Source organism: Pseudoalteromonas qingdaonensis (assembly GCF_038739665.1).
In the GTDB taxonomy this organism is placed as follows: Bacteria; Pseudomonadota; Gammaproteobacteria; order Enterobacterales; family Alteromonadaceae; genus Pseudoalteromonas; species Pseudoalteromonas qingdaonensis.
The window spans coordinates 449,852-471,320 of the sequence record NZ_JBCGCU010000001.1; the positions used below are offsets into that span (position 1 = coordinate 449,852).

General features: G+C 50.4%; 20 protein-coding genes and 1 riboswitch. Of the genes, 8 read left to right on the plus strand and 12 right to left on the minus strand.

The window, feature by feature from the left end; all coding sequences use genetic code 11:
- The first annotated feature begins 10 nt into the window (after window positions 1–10).
- The 4 genes from WCN91_RS02075 to accC all read left to right on the plus strand — a co-directional run bounded on the left by WCN91_RS02075 (window position 11) and on the right by accC (window position 4,367).
- Window positions 11–1,825 carry a protein-disulfide reductase DsbD gene (locus WCN91_RS02075; protein ID WP_342675786.1) on the plus strand — a complete coding sequence of 605 codons (1,815 nt, stop codon included), beginning with the start codon at window positions 11–13 and terminating at the stop codon, window positions 1,823–1,825.
- A 239-nt stretch (window positions 1,826–2,064) separates the two neighbouring features.
- Window positions 2,065–2,517 carry a type II 3-dehydroquinate dehydratase gene (gene aroQ, locus WCN91_RS02080; protein WP_105213430.1) on the plus strand — a complete coding sequence of 151 codons (453 nt, stop codon included), beginning with the start codon at window positions 2,065–2,067 and terminating at the stop codon, window positions 2,515–2,517.
- Window positions 2,518–2,543: 26 nt separating this feature from the next.
- Window positions 2,544–2,999 (plus strand): acetyl-CoA carboxylase biotin carboxyl carrier protein, encoded by a 456-nt coding sequence (accB, locus tag WCN91_RS02085; protein ID WP_342675790.1) that lies wholly within the window; start codon window positions 2,544–2,546, stop codon window positions 2,997–2,999.
- A 27-nt stretch (window positions 3,000–3,026) separates the two neighbouring features.
- Window positions 3,027–4,367 (plus strand): acetyl-CoA carboxylase biotin carboxylase subunit, encoded by a 1,341-nt coding sequence (accC, locus tag WCN91_RS02090; protein ID WP_342675792.1) that lies wholly within the window; start codon window positions 3,027–3,029, stop codon window positions 4,365–4,367.
- Window positions 4,368–4,625: 258 nt separating this feature from the next.
- Here accC and WCN91_RS02095 read toward each other — a convergent pair whose 3' ends face one another.
- The 8 genes from WCN91_RS02095 to WCN91_RS02130 form a co-directional block, all read right to left on the minus strand.
- Window positions 4,626–5,072: an REP-associated tyrosine transposase gene (locus tag WCN91_RS02095; RefSeq protein ID WP_342675794.1), complete on the minus strand. Its 447-nt coding sequence runs from the start codon at window positions 5,070–5,072 to the stop codon at window positions 4,626–4,628.
- Window positions 5,073–5,257: 185 nt separating this feature from the next.
- Window positions 5,258–6,013: a HesA/MoeB/ThiF family protein gene (locus tag WCN91_RS02100; protein WP_342675796.1), complete on the minus strand. Its 756-nt coding sequence runs from the start codon at window positions 6,011–6,013 to the stop codon at window positions 5,258–5,260.
- Complete coding sequence (gene thiE / locus WCN91_RS02105) at window positions 6,010–7,548, minus strand: thiamine phosphate synthase (RefSeq protein WP_342675798.1); 1,539 nt, start codon at window positions 7,546–7,548, stop codon at window positions 6,010–6,012. The genes WCN91_RS02100 and thiE overlap by 4 nt, the downstream gene beginning before the upstream one ends.
- Before the next feature lie 7 nt (window positions 7,549–7,555).
- On the minus strand, window positions 7,556–8,347 hold the full coding sequence (locus WCN91_RS02110; RefSeq protein WP_342675800.1) for a thiazole synthase: 792 nt from the start codon (window positions 8,345–8,347) through the stop codon (window positions 7,556–7,558).
- The gene (gene thiS / locus WCN91_RS02115; protein WP_342675802.1) at window positions 8,348–8,545 is read right to left on the minus strand and encodes a sulfur carrier protein ThiS; all 198 of its coding nucleotides are present in this window, start codon (window positions 8,543–8,545) and stop codon (window positions 8,348–8,350) included.
- An 11-nt stretch (window positions 8,546–8,556) separates the two neighbouring features.
- Complete coding sequence (locus WCN91_RS02120; protein WP_342675803.1) at window positions 8,557–9,561, minus strand: FAD-dependent oxidoreductase; 1,005 nt, start codon at window positions 9,559–9,561, stop codon at window positions 8,557–8,559.
- Window positions 9,561–11,510: a phosphomethylpyrimidine synthase ThiC gene (gene thiC, locus WCN91_RS02125; RefSeq protein WP_425415994.1), complete on the minus strand. Its 1,950-nt coding sequence runs from the start codon at window positions 11,508–11,510 to the stop codon at window positions 9,561–9,563. The genes WCN91_RS02120 and thiC overlap by 1 nt, the downstream gene beginning before the upstream one ends.
- Before the next feature lie 129 nt (window positions 11,511–11,639).
- Window positions 11,640–11,757, minus strand: a riboswitch (TPP riboswitch).
- 23 nt (window positions 11,758–11,780) lie between these two features.
- Window positions 11,781–12,224 (minus strand): YaiI/YqxD family protein, encoded by a 444-nt coding sequence (locus tag WCN91_RS02130; RefSeq protein ID WP_342675807.1) that lies wholly within the window; start codon window positions 12,222–12,224, stop codon window positions 11,781–11,783.
- A gap of 164 nt (window positions 12,225–12,388) precedes the next feature.
- On the opposite strand from WCN91_RS02130, the gene WCN91_RS02135 reads away from it, so the two are divergent.
- Entirely contained in the window at window positions 12,389–13,630 is a 1,242-nt protein-coding gene (locus tag WCN91_RS02135) for a trypsin-like serine peptidase (RefSeq protein ID WP_342675809.1), read from the plus strand.
- 177 nt (window positions 13,631–13,807) lie between these two features.
- On the plus strand, window positions 13,808–16,597 hold the full coding sequence (locus WCN91_RS02140; protein ID WP_342675811.1) for a S9 family peptidase: 2,790 nt from the start codon (window positions 13,808–13,810) through the stop codon (window positions 16,595–16,597).
- A gap of 58 nt (window positions 16,598–16,655) precedes the next feature.
- On the opposite strand, the gene WCN91_RS02145 is transcribed toward WCN91_RS02140, so the two are convergent.
- Genes WCN91_RS02145 through zapB form a run of 3 tightly spaced genes read right to left on the minus strand, consistent with a single transcriptional unit; the run spans window position 16,656 to window position 18,210 of the window.
- A complete protein-coding gene (locus WCN91_RS02145) occupies window positions 16,656–17,648 on the minus strand; it encodes an MBL fold metallo-hydrolase (RefSeq protein ID WP_342675813.1) in 993 nt (330 codons plus the stop codon).
- Window positions 17,649–17,698: 50 nt separating this feature from the next.
- A complete protein-coding gene (locus WCN91_RS02150; protein ID WP_342675815.1) occupies window positions 17,699–17,989 on the minus strand; it encodes a cell division protein ZapA in 291 nt (96 codons plus the stop codon).
- Window positions 17,989–18,210, minus strand: coding sequence for a cell division protein ZapB (zapB, locus tag WCN91_RS02155; RefSeq protein WP_105200156.1), 222 nt, complete (start codon window positions 18,208–18,210; stop codon window positions 17,989–17,991). Before zapB ends, WCN91_RS02150 begins: the two co-directional genes overlap by 1 nt.
- Before the next feature lie 264 nt (window positions 18,211–18,474).
- Here zapB and WCN91_RS02160 point away from each other — a divergent pair, with 264 nt between their 5' ends.
- On the plus strand, window positions 18,475–19,314 hold the full coding sequence (locus tag WCN91_RS02160) for a 23S rRNA (adenine(2030)-N(6))-methyltransferase RlmJ (RefSeq protein WP_342675819.1): 840 nt from the start codon (window positions 18,475–18,477) through the stop codon (window positions 19,312–19,314).
- A gap of 95 nt (window positions 19,315–19,409) precedes the next feature.
- Here WCN91_RS02160 and WCN91_RS02165 read toward each other — a convergent pair whose 3' ends face one another.
- Window positions 19,410–20,297, minus strand: a complete 888-nt coding sequence (locus tag WCN91_RS02165; RefSeq protein ID WP_342675820.1) for a cation diffusion facilitator family transporter — start codon at window positions 20,295–20,297, stop codon at window positions 19,410–19,412.
- A 504-nt stretch (window positions 20,298–20,801) separates the two neighbouring features.
- Between WCN91_RS02165 and WCN91_RS02170 the strand changes: the two genes are divergently transcribed.
- A partial coding sequence (locus WCN91_RS02170) for an IS30 family transposase (protein WP_342675822.1) occupies window positions 20,802–21,469 on the plus strand: 668 nt, incomplete at its 3' end.

The window sequence follows — 21,469 nt, forward strand, 5'->3', positions numbered from 1 at the left end:
GCAGCTGCTTATGCGTATCTGGCTACTTCTACTTACTCTTGCCTTTAGTACTGGCTCCTGGGCCAATAACTCGGTGCTTGATAGTTTACTAAAAACCCAGGCAACCACCTTTTCACCCGTTGAACAGGCCTTTAAACCGAACTTTGATCAACAAGGCGAAACCCTGTTTATCGGTTGGGATATCGAACCCGGCTACTACCTATATAAGCATAAGTTAGAGTTTGTCGGCAAAGGCGCGACCGTGACGCCCCCCGCCCAATTGCCCGGCGGTGAAATGATTGAAGATGAATTTTTCGGTCGCACTGAGGTCTATTTTAATGCCGTGAGCTTTAGCTTAAAGCTCAGCGATATGAGCGACGGTGCCTTGGTAAAAATGCGCTATCAAGGCTGTGCGGAAGCCGGGCTTTGCTACCCGCCCGAGGTTGTTGAAATTCCCCTTTCCGTGGTCGGTGGTGCAGCTACAGCAACAAGGGGAGCTGTGAGCGATGCGCTTCTGTCATCGGACAAACCAGAAGATAAAAAAGATAACAGTAGTAAAAGTAACAATGAAGGTGAGCAATCACTTACTGAACGTTTGGCCAGTCAAAGCCTGATCACTAACCTGGTGTTCTTTTTTGTGGTCGGTATTGGCCTGGCCTTTACCCCCTGCGTTTTCCCCATGTTCCCTATTCTTTCCAGCCTGATCGCCGGACAAAAGCACCTTTCGACCCGTAAGGCCTTTAGCCTGTCCTTTGTCTATGTACAGGGTATGGCCATCACCTATGCGCTGCTGGGATTAGTGGTTGCCTACTTTGGCGGCCATATTCAGGGTTACCTGCAACACCCTTATGTGCTGATCAGCTTTAGCCTGCTGTTTGTATTGCTGGCGCTGTCCATGTTCGGTTTTTACGAAATTCGCCTGCCACAGGGCATGATGGAACGTTTAACCAAGGTCAGCAACAAGCAACAGGGTGGTAATTATGCCGGGGTTTTCCTGATGGGTGTGCTGTCTGGTCTTATCGCCTCACCTTGTACGACCGCACCGCTTTCCGCGGCCTTACTATATGTGGCGCAAAGCGGCGACTATATGATTGGCGCCCTCACCCTGTATGCCTTAAGTCTGGGCATGGGTCTACCGCTACTATTACTTGGCACCTCAGGCGGCAAACTTCTGCCTAAGGCCGGTGGCTGGATGGAGCAGGTAAAAACCCTGTTCGGCTTCTTAATGTTATTTGTGCCTTTAATTCTGCTTGAGCGTATTTTGCCATTCGAAGTGATCTTACTAATGGCCGGGGTGCTAAGCATAGCCACCGCTATATATCTGCATTACTGGCAAAGCGGCCAAACTCAGGGCCGAGGCAAAACCATTCTTTGGGCCATGGCCATGGCCTTGTTTATTAGCGGTTTAATGCTGGTTAAAAACTATGTGTGGCCTCCAACTGTGGTTAAGCAAGTTCAAGTACAGCAACAAGCCGCCAGTGGCGAGTTCGTTCATGTTGCCGATCTAACTGAGCTCAATGAGCTGCTGGCCAATACTGATGGCCTGGTTATGGTCGACCTCTATGCCGATTGGTGTGTGGCCTGTAAGGAGTTTGAGCACTACACCTTCCCCAAGGAGCAGGTGCAACAGCAGTTTAAGCACTTTACCCTGGTGCAAATCGATTTAACCGACACCAACGACAGCTCCATTGAGCTGATGGAAGCATTTACCGTGTTTGGTTTACCCAGCATCTTGTTCTTTAACCAAGATGGTAAAGAGCTGCCGGAATTACGAGTCACCGGCTTTATGGGTGCCGACGACTTTGCCACGCATCTACAAAAAGTACGCGATCAGGCAGGAAGCTAAGCAAGTCTAAATACGGGGAAGTGCTAATTCCGGCACTTCCCCCCCTTCCTTTCACAGTCCCCCTAAAAACTAGCCATTAAGGTGATTAGACCAGTATTTTGCTGCTATTTTCCTCGAACTCACTATAATAGTTCGCTAAAGTGAGAAAAATTTGCTATTTGCAACTTTTACCCTTAAGTTTACTACTGATATTTGTACAAACGCTTATAACTCACAAGTTAAAGGATTTTAGTCGCATTATGACTGCAAAGTTTAAGATTTTAGTTATCAACGGTCCTAATTTAAATATGCTGGGTCGTCGTGAGCCGGATAAGTACGGTTCCAAGACATTGGTACAAATTACCGATGAACTAAATGATGCAGCCGCGGCACTCAATGTTGAACTAGAGCACTTTCAAAGTAATAGCGAAGCGGCCCTGATTGAGCGTATACATGATGCCTGGCAGCAAGTTGATAGCATTATTATTAACCCTGCCGCATTTACGCACACCAGTGTCGCCCTGCGTGACGCCTTACTAAGCGTTGCCATTCCTTTCTTTGAGGTACACCTGAGCAACATTCATCAACGGGAAGCCTTTCGCCATCACTCTTATTTTTCCGATGTGGCGCAAGGTGTTATCTGTGGTTTTGGTGCAATGGGCTATCACTTCGCGCTGCAAGCAGCGGTTAGCCGGTTGCAAGATTCGAATTAAAAAACTAACTAATAGGCGGGTTTTTCATGGACATTCGCAAAATTAAAAAATTAATCGAGCTTGTTGAAGAAACAGGTATTGCTGAGCTAGAAATCACCGAAGGTGAAGAGTCGGTACGTATTAACCGTCACAGCCCAGCTCCAGTAGCTATGCCACAACATTACACAGCTGCAGCCCCTATGGCCGCTCCTGCTCCGGTAGCAGCTCCTGCTGCTGAAGCACCAGCTGCAGCACCAGCACAACCTGCTGGCCATCAGGTTAAATCACCTATGGTAGGTACTTTCTACTCTGCTTCTTCACCTGAAGCGGCCGCATACGTAGAAGTAGGCACAAAAGTAAGCGTAGGCGACACCCTGTGTATCGTTGAAGCGATGAAGATGATGAACCAGATCGAAGCGGACAAAGCCGGTACGGTTAAAGCTATCCTGGTTGAAAATGGCGAGCCAGTTGAGTTCGATCAACCACTTTTCATCATCGAATAATCGCGCACCCCAAACAAGGCATCAACTATGTTAGATAAAGTTGTTATCGCAAACCGAGGTGAAATTGCACTTCGCGTATTGCGCGCCTGTAAAGAGCTAGGTATTAAAACGGTAGCGGTTCACTCAACCGCAGACCGCGACTTAAAACACGTGCTCCTTGCAGATGAGACTATTTGTATCGGTAAGCCGGCCGCCAGCGAGAGCTACTTGGACATTCCTCGTATTATCGCCGCCGCCGAAGTAACCGACGCGGTAGCCATTCACCCTGGCTACGGTTTCCTTTCTGAAAACGCGGATTTTGCCGACCAAGTCGAGCAAAGTGGCTTTATCTTTATCGGTCCTAAGGGCGACACCATTCGCCTTATGGGTGATAAGGTATCGGCTATCGAAGCCATGCGTAAAGCTGGTGTACCTTGCGTACCGGGTTCAGACGGCCCGCTAACGGAAGACAACGAGCGCAATATGCAAATCGCTAAGCGTATCGGTTATCCGGTGATCATCAAGGCCGCCGGTGGTGGTGGTGGCCGTGGTATGCGTGTGGTTCGCAGCGAAAAAGAGCTTGTAAACTCCATCGCCCTGACTCAGCAAGAAGCCAAGCAGTTCTTTGGTAATGGCATGGTTTACATGGAAAAATTCCTTGAAAATCCACGTCATATCGAAGTTCAGGTACTGGCCGATGGTCAAGGCAATGCTATCCACCTGGGTGAGCGTGACTGTTCAATGCAGCGTCGTCACCAGAAAGTTGTGGAAGAAGCACCAGCTCCGGGTATCACAGCAGAAATGCGTAAGTATATTGGTGACCGCTGTACCCGTGCCTGTATCGAAATCGGCTACCGTGGTGCCGGTACATTCGAATTTCTATATGAAAACGGCGAGTTCTATTTCATCGAGATGAACACCCGTATTCAGGTAGAGCACCCAGTAACTGAGATGGTAACCGGTGTTGACCTGATCAAAGAGCAGCTAAAAATTGCTGCCGGTCAGCCGCTGTCTATCACGCAGGACGATGTTGTGATCCGTGGTCACGCCATCGAGTGCCGTATTAATGCGGAAGACCCAAAAACCTTTATTCCGTCGCCGGGTAAAATCACCCGCTTCCACCCAGCCGGTGGTTTAGGAATTCGCTGGGACAGCCACATTTATGCGGATTACACTGTACCGCCGCATTACGATTCGATGATTGGTAAGCTGATCTGTTACGGTGAAAACCGTGACGTAGCCATTGCTCGCTCGCGCAACGCACTGAATGAGCTGGTAATCGACGGCATCAAGACCAACACCGAACTGCACAAGATTATTTTAGCGGACGAGAACTTCCAAAATGGTGGCACTAACATCCACTATCTAGAGAAGAAACTAGGTCTGTAAACTAAATTGTTAAGCAAAGCCAAAGCCGACATTATGTCGGCTTTTTTTGTATTTGTGGTTTGTGGTTTGTGGTTTATGGTTTGTGGTTCAATTGTCCTAACCTACAGAGTCTAACCTACAGGTAATATCTACGGTTATCTGTAGGCGAGGCTTTGCCGCCATGGATGGCGGCAAAGTCTGACCTACAGAGTCTGACCTACAAAGTAACCGCTCCTTCATTACCCTAGGGTAAAGGCCGGCCACATCCATCCCATCATCTTACAAATAACGGGAATTCCAAAATGGGTATTGCCCCAGATTGGAGGCCAAATGTTTACGCAGCGGATTTGCGGCAATATAACGAGCAATTTGCAAACGGTCATCTTCGGCTCTTAACTGGCGTTCAAAATAGCCTGACTGCCACACCTTTCCTTTACGCGCTAAGAGCTTATTGATATCGGCCGCGGTGGCTCCCTTTAAGCGCCCCACCGCCTCATGCAGGTTATCCTTCCTTAAGCGTAATAAGCCATGAAAGTGATCTGGCATCAGCACCCAGGTCAGCCAAGTGCAGCGACAAGCAAGCTCATGTTGATGCAAATGCCAACAAAATAATGCTGCCAGTTCAAAGCGTTGAAAAAATGGGATATGTTGATAACAAGTAAAAGTGATAAAGTATTCACCATTGGCCTGATTAAAACATCCTTTTCGTAAATCATTTAAGCTCATGCTCCGATCCTTGGAAGGCTAAAATTTGATTATAGTTTAGATTCCTAAGTTAGGTACTTTGCGCCGAGAAAGAGGTGATCTTTTTGTCGGCCTTTCGGCAATGTACTCCTGTACTGCTTCTACTACCGCCATCCATGGCGGCAAAGGCCGACCTTTGTATCTACAACAAGCATCGCTTGGCTTTTTTATTTCCCACAACAAGCGCATTCCGGGTTTTTAGACAATTTAAAGGTTTTCTGCCCCAAGGTCTGGGCATTATAACTGTGCACCATTCCTGCCTCACCAGTCCGAAGAAGACACTGAATCGCCAACAAGGCCTGCTGCGCCCCAATAATGCCAAGTAAAGGCGCTATCACTCCCTGAGTGGTACAATTAGCGCTGGGGTTATCAACACGCTCGGGAAACAGGCATTCATAGCAGGGCGATGCCGATGAGCGAAAATCAAAATAGGCCAGATGGGCGCTAAAGCCCGTCGCCGCGGCACTCACCAAGGGCTTTTTCAGAGCATAGCAGCTGCGATTAAGCGCATAACGGGTGGCAAAATTATCACTGCAGTCCAGCACCAGATCGCAGTCGCGAATATGCTCGGCGAGATTGTCGGCATCGGCGCGCTTAACCAGCACTTCGATGGCAATCTCATTGTTTAGACTCGCCAGTACCTTGGCCGCAGCCTTAGCCTTGGGTTGACCCAGGTGGTTAACCTTAAACAACACCTGACGCTGCAGGTTGCTGAGCTCTACCAGATCATCATCCATCAAGCGCAGGTGCCCAACACCACTACTGGCCAGATACATAAGCGCCGGGCTGCCCAAACCGCCACAGCCGACCACAAGCACGGTGGCGTTTTTTAGCCGCAGTTGGGCGTCAATGCCAAAGTCCTCTAGCATTAACTGCCGGGAGTAACGGATCTGCTCTTTAGCACTTAGCTCCTCAGCACTCACTCACTCTCTCCGGCGATCGCCTGCTGTAACTCGGCAATGGCCGCTTGCGGGTCCGCCGCTTCGGTAATGGCGCGCACCACGGCAACACTGCCCACGCCGGTTTCCACTACCTCGGCCATGCGCATCAGATCAATGCCGCCAATGGCCACACAGGGATAATGCGGCTGCATCAAAGGCACAAAATGGCGCAGCTTTTCCAGCCCCTGAATTTGTCCGCTCATGTCCTTAGTGGTAGTCGGATAGATGGCGCCAAAGGCCATATAGCTGGGACGATAATTGTGTGCCAGCAACATTTCATAAAAACCATGGGTAGATAGGCCCAAGCGCATACCGGCATCTTGAATCTCCTTGAGGTTGGCGCTGTGTAAATCTTCCTGGCCCAGGTGTACCCCATAGGCACCGTGCTTCAGCGCCAGCTGCCAGTGGTCGTTAATAAACACCTGGGCCTGATGGGTTTTGCCTAACTCAATGGCACGGAGAATATCCTGCTCCAAATTGTCGGCATCGGCGTCTTTAATGCGTAACTGCACTGTTTTAATGCCGTTTTGCAAACACAGCGCTAACCAATCCAGGGAGTCGACCACGGCATACAGACCAAGGCGCTCGGGGCAAGGGGCAAAGCCGGCGGCATAATTAAAATCGCTGTCACAATCAAAATCCAGGGCATCACCCAGCCAGCTACCGGGCTCAATTACCTGGGGGAAGTCGGCCAAGTTAACCGGGAACTGGGTGTGCGCAACCGGGCCCACACCCTCGCCATAACGTTTTGCGGCCTTTAACCCGGCATTGATATAGGCCTTGCCAAGAATAAAGGCATCTTTTAGGGGGTAGCCCTTGGCTAAGCAGGAGGCCAGCACTGAGGAAAGAGTACAGCCGGTGCCATGGGTATGAGGCGTCGCCACGCTCTCATTTCCCAGCCAGTATTCCTGCTCGCCATGGCGACAAAAATCAACGCAGTACCCTTGCGGATAATCCCAGTGGCCGCCCTTGATAATAACGCTCTTGGCACCCCACTGCTGCAAGCGCTGGGCAGCATCACGCAAGGCATCCGGACCTATTAGATACACACCTGTAAGCATTTGCGTTTCGTGCACATTGGGGGTGATCACATCCACCAGCGGCAATAAATGCGTTTTGATGGCGTCGGCGATCTCGCTTTGCGCGTCTTCCTCTATCAGGCTATCGCCGCTGCTGGCAATGGCCACCGGGTCGTAAACAACCTGAGGCGGTGTTTCCCAGTTGTCGCGGTAATACTGTAGGTGCTCGGCAACCAGCTGAATTTGCTGGACATTGGCAAGCATGCCTATTTTTATCGCTTGGGGGCGTAGATCATGGGTCAGGGCCTGCAATTGGGATTCAATCACAGCTAAATCCACCGGATTCAATGCCTCAACACCAAGGCTGTTTTGTGCCGTCAGCGCCGTGATAACGCTGCAGCCGTGTACGCCAAAGCTGCGCATGGCCTGTAAATCCGCTTGAATACCGGCGCCGCCGCCACTATCCGAGCCAGCAATTGTCCAAACTATTTCGCTCATACTGCTCTCACTCGTTAAACTGGTGCCATACTGGCATACCCAGGGTCGGTGTTGAAGGCACTGCGGTGGATTTTACCGCCATGGGTCCGGCCATATAGCTTTGTCTGCCGGCCAAGGTGGCATTGGCAAAGGCGCGCGCCATCAATACTGGGTCATTGGCGCCGGCGATGGCTGAGTTTAACAACACCGCATCGGCGCCCAACTCCATGGCCTGACAGGCATGGGACGGCACACCCAGTCCGGCATCGACAATCAAGGTGACATGGGGCAAACGCTCGCGAATACTTTGCAAAGCATAAGGGTTAAGAATGCCCTTGCCTGTGCCTATGGGCGCCGCCCAGGGCATGATCACCTCACAACCCAAAGCCGCCAAGCGCTGGCAAATCACCAGGTCATCGGTGCAATAGGGTAAGACCTTAAAGCCCTCGGCCAGCAATTGCTCCGCGGCCTCAAGCAAGGCCACAGGATCCGGCTGCAGGTTATAGTCATCGCCGATAAGCTCGAGCTTGATCCAATCGGTGGCGAAGACCTCACGACACATCTGCGCCAGGGTCATGACCTCCTGCACACTGTGACAACCGGCGGTGTTGGGCAGCACGGTCAAGCCGGTGTCCTTGATAAGCTGCCAAAAATCATCGCCTGCGGCCTGAGAGTTTTGTCGTCTAAGGGATACGGTGACGATTTCGCTCTCACTGGCGAGGATCGCCTCCTGCATACACTTGGGCGATGGATAAAGCGCCGAGCCGATCAGCAGGCGACTATTAAATTCCTGACCATAAATTCTAAGTGTATCCCTCATCTAACCCCCTTGTATTGGCGCTAGGATGTCGAGCCGGTCGCCGTCTTGCAGCATCAGCTGCGGATATTGCCCCTGAGCCACAAATTGACCGTTGACGGCCAAGGCAAAGGGCGGCGTGGCGCCAAAGCTAACCAGGGCCTGCTCTGCACTGGCCTTTTCCGGCACCTCAAAGGCGCTGTCATTAATAAAAATCTGCATAATTCATTACCTTAAAATGCGGTATTAAACTCGCTCAGAGCCGAGCGCACCACGGCGGGAGCCAGCATATAACCATGGCGGTACAAACCATTGATGCTGATCACCTTACCCTGACGAGTGACGCTGGGACGGTTATCCATCAGCGCCGGGCGCAGTCCCACCTGCAAGGCCTCAATATGAGCCTCGGCAAAACCACTGTGTACGCTAAAGGCCGCACTCAATAGCTCTAAACCACTGCGCACCGTGACTGGACGCTGATCCTGAGATTCGATTTCCGTGGCACCTATGACAAAACGATTGCCCGGTTTAGGGGCGATATAAATGGGGTAACGCGGATGCATCAATCGCACCGGGCGCTGCAGGAAAACCTCGGGAGCCACAACCCGAGCCACCTCGCCACGCACACCACGCAAGGACAGCTCGCCCTTGGCGCCTATGCCGCGACAATCAAGCACCGCCAGATAATCCTGCTCGGCCAGATCCTGCGGCTGCACCTGGGTGTGAAAGTGAAATCGCACCCCGGCATTTTTTAAACGCGCATAGCTATGGTGGAAAAAGCCGAGGTTATCTAACTGCCCCTCACTGGGCAGGTAAAGCCCTCCGCCAAAGCGCCCGGCCAGCTCCGGCTCTAATTGGCGCAGGCGCGCTGCGCTTAACTGCTCCGGCACATAGCCAGCCAAGGGCTTCAGCTGCTTTTGAAAATGCGCCATCGCCCCCTGATCCTGTGGGTGGGCAACCACCACTGTGCCCTGGCGCTGAAAATGCACCTGAGTGTCGATCAGCGCCAGCAATTGTGGCCACAGCGCCAAAGACTCCAGCCCCAGCTCCGCCAAATCCTGCTCGCACAGTACCGACTCGGCCAAGGGCGCCAGCATGGCGGCGGCCACTGGACCGGCACTGCCGCTGCCCTCGGCATCGCCGCTGTCAAAGACTTCGAGCCGGTAATGCTTGGCCAGCAAGAGTGCGGCCACCCGACCGCACAACCCAAAGCCCACTATGGCAATTTTTTTACCCATTAGTAGGCCTTGTGGTAAAGCTCACTGCCGGCGGCCTTAAATTCTGCCGACTTGGCCTTCATTTCAGACTCCACATCGACCATGCGGATGCTGATCTCCTCGCCCAAATTATTCGGGTCTATGCCCCTGGCTTCTAAGTCCTTGGCATAATCACGCACTTCCTGGGTGATCTTCATGGAGCAAAATTTAGGTCCGCACATGGAGCAAAAATGTGCCACCTTACCGGATTCCTGCGGCAGGGTTTCATCGTGATACTCACGGGCACGGTCTGGGTCGAGGCCCAGGTTGAATTGATCCAACCAGCGGAACTCAAAGCGCGCTTTAGATAAAGCATTATCGCGCTCTTGGGCGCCAGGATGACCCTTGGCCAAGTCCGCCGCGTGGGCGGCTATCTTGTAGGTGATCAAACCTTCTTTTACATCTTCCTTATTGGGCAGACCCAAGTGCTCTTTGGGCGTCACATAACAAAGCATGGCACAGCCGTACCAGGCGATTTGCGCCGCACCAATACCCGAGGTGAAATGATCATAACCCGGGGCGATATCCGTGGTCAGCGGCCCCAAGGTGTAGAACGGCGCCTCGCCACAATGTTCCAGCTGCTCGTCCATATTGGCCTTGATCATATGCATGGGTACATGGCCCGGGCCCTCAATAAACACCTGCACATCGTGCTGCCAGGCAATTTTTGTCAGCTCGCCTAGGGTACGCAGTTCGCTAAACTGGGCTTCGTCATTGGCATCGGCAATTGAGCCCGGACGCAGACCATCGCCCAGGGAGAAGCAGATATCGTACTGCTTGAGTATTTCACAGATCTCTTCAAAGTGGGTGTAGAGGAAGTTTTCCTTATGATGCGCCAGACACCATTTAGCCATAATAGAGCCACCGCGCGAGACGATGCCGGTTACCCGCTTAGCGGTCATGGGCACATAACGCAGCAGCACACCGGCGTGAATAGTGAAGTAATCCACCCCCTGCTCCGCCTGCTCAATTAGGGTATCGCGGAAGATTTCCCAGGTCAGGTCCTCGGCCACACCATTGACCTTTTCCAGCGCCTGATAAATGGGCACTGTGCCCACAGGTACCGGTGAGTTACGAATCACCCATTCGCGGGTTTCGTGAATATAACGACCGGTGGATAGATCCATTATGGTGTCGGCACCCCAGCGCGTCGACCATACGGTTTTTTCTACCTCTTCCTCGATGGACGAAGTCACCGAGGAGTTACCTATATTGGCATTAACCTTGACCAGGAAATTACGGCCAATGATCATCGGCTCGGATTCTGGGTGGTTAATATTGTTAGGGATCACCGCGCGGCCACGGGCAACCTCGTCGCGAACAAACTCGGGGGTAATAAAATCAGGGATGCTGGCACCAAAAGACTGGCCTGGGTGCTGCTCTTTTAGTAACTGCTCACGTACCTCTGCACGGCCCATGTTTTCACGAATGGCTATGTATTCCATCTCTGGGGTAATAATGCCCTGACGCGCATAATGCATTTGCGTCACGTTCTTGCCCGCTTTGGCACGGCGGATCTGAGGCAAGTGCTCAAAGCGAATATGATCCAGGCCTTCATCGGCCATACGCTGCTGGGCAAACTGCGAACTTTTGCTCTCTAGCAACTCTGTGTCGTCACGCCCTTCTATCCAAGTCTGACGAAACTTAGGTAGACCCTTGCGTACATTGAGCTCGAAATTGGGATCCGTATATGGGCCCGAGGTGTCGTAGACGCGGATAGGCGCATTTTTTTCATAGATGGGGTTATCTTCTGTACCACCGACAAAGCTGTCGCTTAAGGCAATTTCCCGCATACCCACGCGCACACCGGGCAAGGTGCCTTCAACATAGACTTTTTGCGAATTTGGAAAGGGTTGACCGGTAAGGTTATGAATATAGTGCGACGCCGCTTCGCGGTTTTGACGACGGCTAGGTTTGTTCGATTCTGACATGACGCTTCTCATTAACTGGTTGAGTGTGTCTTGTCTGGAGGTGCAAAGACCTTGCTGGTCTGTGCCTTTGGTCCGTGCGCATACGCGCCGCTTAGGCTGGGCCGAACTTGTGCCAAGTTAGCACAAGCGTGCCGAGGCAAGCTTGTTCCCTACGCAGGTATGAGCCTGATCAGGTTAACGGATCCCGCAATTGCGATCTCAGCCCCTTGATACCTAATGGTAAGTTAGGGCACTCCGACAAGTGTTCGTGGCGCAGTCTAGCCTAGAAGCTCACTGCTGCGCAAGCCAGCGGTCGAGATGATTGGCAAATTGTTGTTTATCCTGAGCGCTCAGCGGCGCCTGTCCACCGGTTTGAATGCCGCTGCTGCGCAGGGTATCCATGAAATCGCGCATATTCAGGCGCGACTTGATATTTTCCTTGGTATAGAGCTCGCCGCGGGTATTCAGTGCCAGCGCGCCCTTATCGATCACCTCCGAAGCCAGGGGAATATCACTGGTGATCACCATCTCACCGCTTTGCACCTGCTTCACAATTTCGTTGTCGGCCACATCAAAGCCCGGCATCACCTGCTGCATGCGTAAATATTCCGAGGCCGGCAGGCGAATATACTGATTGGCAACAAACACCACCTTGGTTTTGGTGCGCACCGCGGCGCGGCAAATTATCTCGCGAATGGCCACCGGACAGGCATCGGCATCAACCCAAATACTCATAGTCTTCAATTTAGAAAGTGAAAACACTAGTATACGCGGGGTTAGACCGAAGAAAAACCGCCAAGGTGCGATTCAACGAACATCAAAGAGCGGTTTATTAAATTCAGACGTGCTATAAATTTAAGCGTTTACAATGGACAAAAATAATACAGGAATAAAGAACCATGAAACCTGCACTGACAGTGCTTAGCGCGGCTTTGTTCGCCACGCTCGGCAATCAAGTTTATGCCAATTCCATCCAGATGAATGAGCACTTAAATGTCGCCACTCACCCGGCGCTTACTAGTAGGGATAATCAACTTTCATCTCGAAATCTAGCTGTTATTGCTACCAATAATATCATTGGACAGGACGATAGAATTGCCACTCAAAATGGCAATTTCGACCACGTCATCGCCAACCAGGTAGGACTGATAAAAAACCACTACATTGATAAATCAGGAGAATTCCAGCAGGGTTCCTGTACGGCAACATTGATAGGAAAACGGTATATCATCACGGCTGCACACTGTCTTTACGTACAACATGATGACTTTCCCCTTAAAGAAGACGCCTACTTTTATCCTGGTGCCATGAATAGTAAAACATACCCTCATGGACGCTTTCCCATAATTAAATCATACCACCCGCTCTCATTTGTAAGTTCGGGTGAGGTTAACGATGAGAATGATATTGCCATCGCCGTGCTGGGAACAAACTCAGAGGGCAAACATGCGGGAGATATTCTCGGCGGGATGTCTTACTGGGGCAGTAAAAACTTTCAAGGCGGAAAAGCCACAACCTTAGGCTACCCAGGAGACAAAGGAGGTATGGAGCAACATTACCAAAAAGACTGTAATACCTCTCCCCACTCCCTCAACACTCTTAAAACTAATTGTGACATTGCTTCCGGACAAAGCGGAGCTGCCCTGATGAGGTTTTCTGAAAAGCATAACTTTATGTATATCTTCGGGGTCGTGACCTCTACAGGCACACAGTTTAATTGGGGAGCGAGAATTACGCCGCTAAGGCATAGGGTTATCCAATCAATAACAGCGGATAATTTTAAGAGCGAAGCTTTCAGTGAAACATGGAAAAAAAATGAGCATCCACTCTCACAGGAGATTAACCTTTTTATAAAGAATTCATGTAACAAGCAAATGTACGCTGCTGTTTACTATAAAGATATTCAACTAGGGTGGACATCCAAGGGGTTTTACGACTTAGAAAAAAATGAAACAGCCCATGTTGCAAGAACAGGCAATGGTGTTTTTTATTTCGCCGGTTCATTCGACCAAGGTCACTCTTATGTGAATAAAAATGATGTAACGAAAGATCTTGTGTTTGGAATTGGCTCTGATGTTGAGTTTGAAAAGGTGTCAGTTAAAAAGTACGGCGATTATCGCAAGGTCTTTGGCTGTAAATAATGAAAGCCCACCAAGACCATGATTTTCTTTACGAAAACATCAGTATACGCGGGGTTATACCGAAGAAAAACCGCCAAGGTGCGATTCAACGGCAATAACGGACGGCTTATCGAATTTAGTCGCGCTGCAAATTTAAGCGCTTACAATGGGCAAAAAACGATACAGGAATGAATTGTTATGAAACCTGCACTGACGGTACTTAGCGCGGCGCTGATTACGACGCTTGGCACCCAAGTTTATGCCCAAGAAGCGTTAGAATTTAGCGATGTCTTTGACTTTAAATATCCCAAAGCCACTGTGCTGGGTGAGCAAGGCAAGGTATTAGCCTTTAGCGCCGCTCCCTATCGCGGTGATGCCCAAGGCCAGGTATATGACCTTGGCACCAACAAGTTGATTGCCAGCGTTGAGCGCGGCACCCAGGCCAGCATCAATAAAAACAGCCAGTGGGCCGCATTTTTGCAAGTTCCTTCCCTGTTAGAAACTGAAACCGCCGACAAAAAAGCCAAGAAAAAGCTGAAAAACATCCTAGTACTGGTGAACACCCAAAGCGGTGAGCAACAAGAATTTGCTGCGGTGAAAGACTATCAAATCTCCGATGATGGTCGCTGGCTTGCCTATCGCCATGAACAAGAAGAAAATAAAGCGGACGGCGAGGAAAAAGGTGAAGGTACTGATACGGCAGTAAACGGCGCCGCTGTTGGCAAAAGCAAAGACGCCATTAAGGCCGATAAAAAAGACAAGGTCTTAGAGCTGGTTGTCGTGGACTTGAACTCAGGTGCCAGCAGCAAGTATGACGCTGTGCTTAAGTTTGCCTTTAGCCACACAAGTGCAGGCTTGCTGTTTAATACCCAAAGTAAAGACGGCAGCGAAAATGAGATCAGTTATCTGGACTTAAACAGCGGCCAAAGCCATGTACTTATCGATGAGCCGGGCGTAACCCTCAGCGCTATCGACTGGCACCCAATGCAAAACCTGGTGGCCTTTAATGTTGGCAACTATGTAAATGATGACCAGCGTCGCCGCGACTACCGCACCATGCTCTGGCATGTTGAGCAAAACAAACTACAAGAATTGGACAGCCAATGGCAGGCGGGTAAAAAGGGCAAGCTAAGCTGGTCTGAAGACGGCGAGCGCTTGTATTTCACCACCCGTCCTGCGCTTGCTGACAAACCCAAAGAGCTAAAATACCAGGACGCCGAGTCACTGCGTGATTACGACACCATAATGGCTCAGGCCAAGCTTAATCTATGGCACCATAAAGACGCTGAAATCAAACCGCGTGAAGAGCAACAATGGGGTGAAGAGAACAAGCACCGTCATTATCAGGCCGTGTATCACTTAAATGGCAATAAAGTAGTGCAGCTAGCGGATGCTCAGGTTCCCGAGCTAAACCTGAATAAAAAGGCCGATCACCTGCTTGGTTACAACAATCAGGATTACTTGGCACAAATCACCTACAAGGGCTTTTATAGCGACTACTATGCGGTCGATGTACTAACAGGTAACAAACAACTGATAGTGGCCGAGCACCCCCATCGCCCCAGCCTGTCCCCCACAGGCAAGCATGCGGTCTTTTTTGACAAGGGCGTTTGGCAATTAAAAGACCTGGGCAGCAACAAGGTTCGCCCCCTAAGCAAGGCCATAAATGCCATTTTTGCCGATGATCAGCACGACTACCCGTCTCCTGTCAGCGATTACGGTGTTGCCGGGTGGTATCAAGACGGCTCCAAGGTGTTAATTAACTCCAAGCATGATATTTGGGCGTTTGATACCCGCAGCGGACAAGCCCAGGCCCTGACTCAGGGTAAGGCTAATAATAAACAATACCGAGTTATTAACCTTGATAGCGATAAGCTTGGCTTTGAACAGGATGAAACCCTGCTGCTGCGCGTGTTTGATTTAAAAGACAAGCAAGCGGGAGTGGCTCAGCTCAACCTGACGGATAAGTCTTTAACCACCTTGCTCGACGGCGAAGCCCGTTTTGATCTGGTGAAAAAAGCCAAACATGCGGAGAAGTATTTGTTTACCCAGCAAAGCTACTCGCAATTCCCGGATTACTGGCAGGCCGATAAAGACCTGGCCAATGCCAAACAGGTCACTGACCTAAACCCGCAAATCGATCAGTTTAAGTGGGGTCAAAAACCCGAGCTGATAAGTTATAAGGGCTATGATGGTGAAGACCTTCAGGGTGTACTGATCAAGCCAGCCGACTATGTTGAGGGCGAAAAAGTACCGGTAGTCATCTACTTCTATCGCTATATGAGTCAGCGTCGCTTCGACTTCCCGAAGATGGAGCTCAATCACAGACCCAACTTCCCCATGTTTACCTCGAACGGCTATGCCATCTTCTTGCCGGATATCCGCTTTGAAGTAGGCCACCCAGGCCCCTCGTCAACCAAGACCATGATCAACGCAGCGCAAAAGCTTATTGATATGGGCGTTGCCAACCCGGATGCCATCGGCTTGCAAGGCCACTCATGGGCTGGTTATCAAAGTGCCTTTATGGTTACGCAAACGGATATGTTTAAGGCCGTGGTGTCTGGCGCCCCGGTATCGAACATGACCTCAGCCTACAGCGGCATTCGTTTAAAATCAGGTCTGGCTCGCCAGTTCCAGTACGAAACGGGCCAAAGCCGTATCGGTAAGCCACTGTATGAGGCCCCAGAGCTCTACATTGAAAACTCACCTGTGTTTTTCGCCGACAAGGTGAACACCCCTATTATGGTGATGTTTGGCAATGAAGACGGTGCCGTACCTTGGCAAGAAGGCATTCAATACTACCTGGCGCTACGCCGTGCCGGTAAGGATGTGATCTTCCTGGAATACGAGGGCGAACCTCATCACCTCAAGCAATTCCCGAATCAGGTCGACTTCTCTATTCGCATGATGCAGTACTTTGACCATCACCTTAAAGGCAAAGCCGCGCCACAGTGGATACAAGAAGGCATTCCTTTTATCGAGGAATAACAAGGACAAAAGGCAAACCTTAGGTTTGCCTTTTTCTTAGGAGCACATTAAGTAAGGGCTAGTCTTTTGTTGTTACGGTTTGTTTTGCGCGTTTAATGCCGGCCTCTAAAAACATGGCATAAGCTCGTTGTTCCAGCTCATCATCCTGGGGCTGATACTGCTTAGGAAAGGTTTCAACCAAGGTAACGACATCGGCGCTTGGATTGGCCTGAACATGCTTAACTATGGCCTCAAGCCAAACCTTGGGCTTTGTTAAGTCAGATGTTGCAAGTACACCGCCGTGGCCCGGCAACACCTGAGTCACGGGCAATTGTGATAATTCCTCCAAAGCCTGTAGCCAGGCCTGATAATTGGCCTCACCCGGGTACGGCAAAGTATCGACCATGTCGGCGCCAACCAGCAGTTTATCCGCCCTTACCAGTACGGCAATATCACCTTGGGTATGCGCGGCAAAAGGCATTAGCTCGACATTTAACTTGCCAAGGTCAAGCTCGGTGGCCTGGGTTATCACCTTGTCGGGCGTTGAAAAGCGCAGCGATTGCCACTGTTTAAAGCGCACTTGGGCTCGTGCTATTTTATCCCGCCAAATTTCTTGCTCCTGATCAGGCAGCTTTTCCATTCGCTGCAGGCTCAGAGCTATGCTTTTAACAAAACCATCCAAACGCTCATTTAACTGCTCATGGGCGAGGTGAAAATTCTCGCCAAGGGATTGATGCACAATAAGCTGGGCATCAGGAAAGTGCTTTTGCACCAAGGCTAACCCAAGCAGGTGGTCATCATGGGCATGGGAGGCGAGCACATAACACAGAGGCACGCGCAGTTGCTTTTTTAGCTCACCAATAAAGGCTTCCGTTTGCGTAAACTCCCCAGGGGCGTCCACCAACAGCGCACACTGCTCTCCTTGGATCAGCGTCTGGTTGGAATCATAAAAGCGCAACTTAGCGGGTTGCTCAATAAAGTCCACATGCTCGCTGAGCGTTTGCCAATTTTGCCGGGCCTGGGCACAAGTCGCGGCCAAACATAAAACAAGGGCGCTTAAGCATTGACGCATAAATGATTCTCCATAAAAAGCAAAGCATAAAAAAGGCGCTCAAGGGCGCCTTAATCTTCTTGCCGCAAAGCAGCTTCTAGCTTGTCACACAAAGCATGTTGCTGTGCCGACAATTGATGCAACTGCGCCTTTGCCTCAAGCAATTCATGTGACAAGGTCAGCGCCGCTAGCAGCAAGGCCTTATCATCATTGCGAATTGCCGAGCGCATACGCATTTGCTCTACATTAGCATTTAAGTTTTCGGCCGCAGCGAGCAGTGCCTGCTCTTGTCCCTTGGGACATGCAAACTGATGCTCTTTACCAAGCAGGTTTACCTTAACGCTGTGCCCTTTGTCACTCATTAGCTCGCCGCTTGCAGCTTCTCAAGTAAGGAGCTCAATGTGGTGCTGGTTTCTTTTTGCTTTTCTTCGCTTTCAAGCACTTCGAGTTGCAAGGTTTCGTTTTCGTCTTGTAACTTGGCATTGCTTTCACGCAGCGCCGATACTTCTTGGCCTAGCTCTGCATTGCGGGCAATTAGTTTATCGACCAGTTGTTCGAGTTGGGAAAGGGTTTCTTGATTCATAAATGCGCTCTTTAAACTGTTGATTAGAGTGTGCAAATGTAAATCAATCTGCCCAGGGATGCTAGGGGTTACAAGCGAATTCCTGTAAATTTCTCCAGTGTTAACAGCGGGTTCATTTTCAGCCGTTCTAGGTTCAGCAAGCGTTTAACTTACCAGCATGCTTTTTATACAAACAAGCCTTGGGAGTGCTATTGGCCATAGTCACTGTTTATCACTGGCAATAAAGAGTAAAATGGCGGCGCAACTTTTTGGTCTGGATTATTTATGCTCAGTTATCGTCACTCCTTCCACGCCGGCAACCCGGCGGATGTCGTCAAACACCTGGTATTGGCTCAAGCGCTTAAGCACATGGTGAAAAAAGACAAGCCTTTTGATTATATCGATACCCATTCGGGTGCGGGCTTTTTTGCCCTCGACAATGCCGATATGCAAAAGACCAAGGAGTACGCCGACGGTATAGCCAAACTTTGGGATTACCAGGGTGATGTTGAAGCCTTAAGCGACTATGTAGCTTTGATTAAGAGCATGAATAATGGCGCGGCGTTAGCGCATTACCCCGGCTCGCCTAAAGTGGCCGAGCATTACCTACGCAAACAAGACAAGGGGTGGTTTTTTGAGTTGCACCCGCAGGACCTAGCCTTGCTTGAGAAAAATATGGCCGGCAAGCGCTCGCTAAGAGTGAATTGTGAGAACGGCTTTAGCGGTTTACTCGGCTTGGTGCCGCCTTTATCTCGTCGCGCCTGCGTACTGATGGACCCGCCTTACGAAATTAAAAGCGATTATGACAAGGCAGTAGACAGCCTTGTTAAAGCCCATAAGCGCTTTAGCAGCGGCACCTATTTGCTTTGGTACCCTGTGGTGGATCGCGAGCGCATCGACCGTATCGAACAGCGCCTAACGCAAAGCGGTATTAAGAATATTCAGCTGTTCGAACTGGCCACCAGTGCCGACACAGACACCCATGGCATGACCGCCTCGGGCATGATAGCCATCAACCCGCCTTACACCCTGATGCAGACCATGGAGCAGGTGTTGCCCGAGCTGGTTAACCAATTGAGCGACAACAGCGGCTTTTATCGCGCTCTGCAATTGGTGGACGAATAAAAGCGGGCTTTGTTGTCGGTGCTTTGCGCCGACAGATAACAATAAACACATTGTGCATATTTGTCGGGATAAAATCCCGACCTACAAGGCATAATCTAATCGTGCTTGCGCGTTGCTGAGACAGGATCCTGGTGTATCAACACATCCACTTCCCCGCCGAACTCGGGATGTTTTTGCAGGCTAAAGGCATCTTTCACCATAAGCTCAACCTCATCGGCGATGCGATGGGCTTGTACTAAGGAAATATGGTCGTCCAACTCTAAATGAAACTCGACAAAACGTATCTTGCCGCCTTGACGGGTGCGCAGGGCATGCACACCATGCACCGCCTCATGAGCGCAGGCTACTTCCACTATATGCGCCTTTTCTTCATCGGGCAGTTCCCTATCCATCAGATGCCCCGCACTTTCGGTGGCAATTTGCCAGGCGTTATACAACAAGTAGGCAGCTACCATAATGGCAAAATAGGGGTCAGCGCCGCTTATGCCGTAATACGCCAATAACAGCGCTACCATCACCGCCAGGTTCAGAAACAAGTCACCCTTGTAATGCAAAGAGTCGGCCTTAAGAGCCACAGATTCGGTGCGCTTCAGCGCCTGATACTGCACAAGCACCACCACCAGGGTGCAAAAGATGGCAAACACACTCACCCAGACACCAAGCATAGAGTGGGTAATATCAACTGGATTAAACATGCGCTCTATGGCATGAAAGGCAAGTAAACAGCCGCTGCCTGCGATAAACGCCGACTGTCCCAGACCGGCCAGGGCTTCAGCCTTGCCATGGCCAAATCTATGGTCATCATCGGCGGGCTTTAGGGCATAACTCAGGACAAAGAAGTTCATCAAGGTGGCGCTGATATCCAGCAAGGAGTCGGTAAGTGAACCCAACATGGCCGCAGAGCCCGAAGCCAACCAGGCCCAAGCCTTGGCGGCAATCATTATGCTGACTATAACCAGGGTGCTAACGTTGGCAAAACGCACCCAAAAGTCATACCCTCTCCCTGCCTTTGGCTTAGCTGATGTACTGGCCACTAATTATACTCACTATGATTCATTTACTTAGATAGGCGCTATTGTAACCAAGTTTGCCTTGCTTAAGCCAATTTTGGCTCCGCCATTGCGACGACAAAAAGAGAATACAGCTTCACTATCGACCTTTGTGCGAGGCGCTCCTGCGTTACCCTAGTACAACCATCCTATCTACTGAGCCTAAGCTACGCGACAATATCAGCGGTTATCTGTAGGCGAGGCTTTAGCCTTGCAAGGGTCAATTGTCAGTTCGATTGTTTAATTGATTGTTTGATTGTCAGACTGAAGTCTGACCTACAAAGTAACTGCCACTGCATTACCCTAGTACCATCATTCCTGGCAGTAAAGCTCCCCGAATTCAGATAATAAGTGCACCACTCATGGTTAAACGGTGAGAAGAGATCAACTGCCTGTTGGTGGTACTCTATCGTCGCCAAACAAACAGAAGTATTTACCATGAGTTACAAGCAGTTGATCGAAGGACAAAGATACCAGATCGAAGCCTACTTACGCGAGGGCTTTAGTTATCGTGAAATAGGCAAACGCCTGAAAGTCAGCCATAGCACTATTAGCCGAGAAGTCAGACGAAATAGGATCCGGGACAATCACTATCTTCCCGAAGTCGCGCAAGCTAAGGCATTTAAAAGGCGTGTTCAAGCTGCAAAGTCGTGTCTATCTAAACAGACCATCACGTTTGTTGAGTTCGGGTTAGAACAAAAGTGGAGTCCCGAGCAAATTGCAGGCGTGGGTCGAGTTATTGGACTGTTAGTGAGTCACACGTGGATTTACGGCTATGTGCAACGGGATAAATTGAACGGCGGCAAGTTGTTTAGGCACTTACGCCAAGGTCACCGCCGTTACCGAAAAGGTAGCCGAGAAAAACGCGTCATCATCCCTAACCGCGTAGGGATTGAGCACCGCCCGGCCATCGTCGACAGGAAAAAGCGGTTTGGGGACTGGGAAGTCGATACCGTTCTCGGTAAGCAAGGGACAGGAGCCATAGTCAGCCTGGTTGAGCGCAAAAGTAAGCTGTATCTGATACGTAAAGTACCAGCAAAGTGCGCGGCTGATGTGAGCCGAGCTATGGTCGGCATGCTGTGGCGTTATCGCCGTCACGTTCATAC

What these genes read in the sequence shown, in the direction of transcription:
- WCN91_RS02075 (WP_342675786.1), top strand. Translation starts at nt 11, where the DNA reads ATGCGTATCTGGCTACTTCTACTTACTCTTGCCTTTAGTACTGGCTCC.
- aroQ (WP_105213430.1), top strand. Translation starts at nt 2,065, where the DNA reads ATGACTGCAAAGTTTAAGATTTTAGTTATCAACGGTCCTAATTTAAAT.
- accB (WP_342675790.1), top strand. Translation starts at nt 2,544, where the DNA reads ATGGACATTCGCAAAATTAAAAAATTAATCGAGCTTGTTGAAGAAACA.
- accC (WP_342675792.1), top strand. Translation starts at nt 3,027, where the DNA reads ATGTTAGATAAAGTTGTTATCGCAAACCGAGGTGAAATTGCACTTCGC.
- WCN91_RS02095 (WP_342675794.1), bottom strand. Translation starts at nt 5,072, where the DNA reads ATGAGCTTAAATGATTTACGAAAAGGATGTTTTAATCAGGCCAATGGT.
- thiE (WP_342675798.1), bottom strand. Translation starts at nt 7,548, where the DNA reads ATGAGCGAAATAGTTTGGACAATTGCTGGCTCGGATAGTGGCGGCGGC.
- WCN91_RS02110 (WP_342675800.1), bottom strand. Translation starts at nt 8,347, where the DNA reads ATGAGGGATACACTTAGAATTTATGGTCAGGAATTTAATAGTCGCCTG.
- thiS (WP_342675802.1), bottom strand. Translation starts at nt 8,545, where the DNA reads ATGCAGATTTTTATTAATGACAGCGCCTTTGAGGTGCCGGAAAAGGCC.
- WCN91_RS02120 (WP_342675803.1), bottom strand. Translation starts at nt 9,561, where the DNA reads ATGGGTAAAAAAATTGCCATAGTGGGCTTTGGGTTGTGCGGTCGGGTG.
- thiC (WP_425415994.1), bottom strand. Translation starts at nt 11,510, where the DNA reads ATGTCAGAATCGAACAAACCTAGCCGTCGTCAAAACCGCGAAGCGGCG.
- WCN91_RS02130 (WP_342675807.1), bottom strand. Translation starts at nt 12,224, where the DNA reads ATGAGTATTTGGGTTGATGCCGATGCCTGTCCGGTGGCCATTCGCGAG.
- WCN91_RS02135 (WP_342675809.1), top strand. Translation starts at nt 12,389, where the DNA reads ATGAAACCTGCACTGACAGTGCTTAGCGCGGCTTTGTTCGCCACGCTC.
- WCN91_RS02140 (WP_342675811.1), top strand. Translation starts at nt 13,808, where the DNA reads ATGAAACCTGCACTGACGGTACTTAGCGCGGCGCTGATTACGACGCTT.
- WCN91_RS02145 (WP_342675813.1), bottom strand. Translation starts at nt 17,648, where the DNA reads ATGCGTCAATGCTTAAGCGCCCTTGTTTTATGTTTGGCCGCGACTTGT.
- WCN91_RS02150 (WP_342675815.1), bottom strand. Translation starts at nt 17,989, where the DNA reads ATGAGTGACAAAGGGCACAGCGTTAAGGTAAACCTGCTTGGTAAAGAG.
- zapB (WP_105200156.1), bottom strand. Translation starts at nt 18,210, where the DNA reads ATGAATCAAGAAACCCTTTCCCAACTCGAACAACTGGTCGATAAACTA.
- WCN91_RS02160 (WP_342675819.1), top strand. Translation starts at nt 18,475, where the DNA reads ATGCTCAGTTATCGTCACTCCTTCCACGCCGGCAACCCGGCGGATGTC.